Here is a 644-nt window from a genome sequence, read left to right on the forward strand (position 1 = left end):
GGCTTGCACCGGTCCRTATTTTTCCAGCACCGAGATGAACGCGGCCGCGCAAAGAAAGCACGTCGTGATGAAGAGCGCGAGTGCGGCGCCTGCGGCGAGCGACGTCAGACGGACCGTCGTCCCGGTCGATGCGCTGATGCCGTCGATAATGCGCTGAAACATGCCCTTGCTCCTCAATCCCCCACAAGCCTGAGGCGACGGCGGCCGCGCCGCCGCGATCTCAGGGTCCGTCCCGCGCCTTACCGGCGCCAGGCGACGCCGATCAGGAAGCCGATGCCGAGTGCGATACCGACGGTCGCGAGCGGCCGCGCGGTGATGGCGTCTTCCAGCGTCTCCTCGATCGAGCCATAGGCATCCTGCGCCGCGCCCATCATGGCGCTGCCGCGCTCGGACATGTCGTCGAGCGTCGAATCCACGTTCTCGCGCGCTTGCTTGTAGCCGCGGCGGGCCTGCTTTCCCGCCGAATTGGCAAAGGTATTGAGCGCGTCGGTAATCTGGTCGGTAAGGGCGGCGATATCGTTTTTCACGGCTGCTACATCCTTCTCGAGGCGTTCTGCGGTGGCTTGGTCGATCCAGTCTCTCATCCTGGTTTCGCCGTCGGCTATTGACATCGCAAACTCCGAACTGTTGGCGGTGAGATGGGC

At 64.2% G+C, this 644-nt stretch carries 1 protein-coding gene; it reads right to left on the reverse strand.

What is annotated here, in order from left to right:
* Positions 1 to 239 precede the first annotated feature (239 nt).
* Positions 240 to 611, reverse strand: a complete 372-nt coding sequence (locus AC1D00_RS44160) for an ElaB/YgaM/YqjD family protein (protein WP_477015083.1) — start codon at positions 609 to 611, stop codon at positions 240 to 242.
* Between the last annotated feature and the right edge of the window lie 33 nt (positions 612 to 644).

It is taken from the genome of Bradyrhizobium sp. P2_E8 (genome assembly GCF_056403875.1).

Excerpts from the sequence above, each read along its gene's own strand:
- AC1D00_RS44160 (WP_477015083.1), bottom strand. The coding sequence starts at position 611 with ATGTCAATAGCCGACGGCGAAACCAGGATGAGAGACTGGATCGACCAA.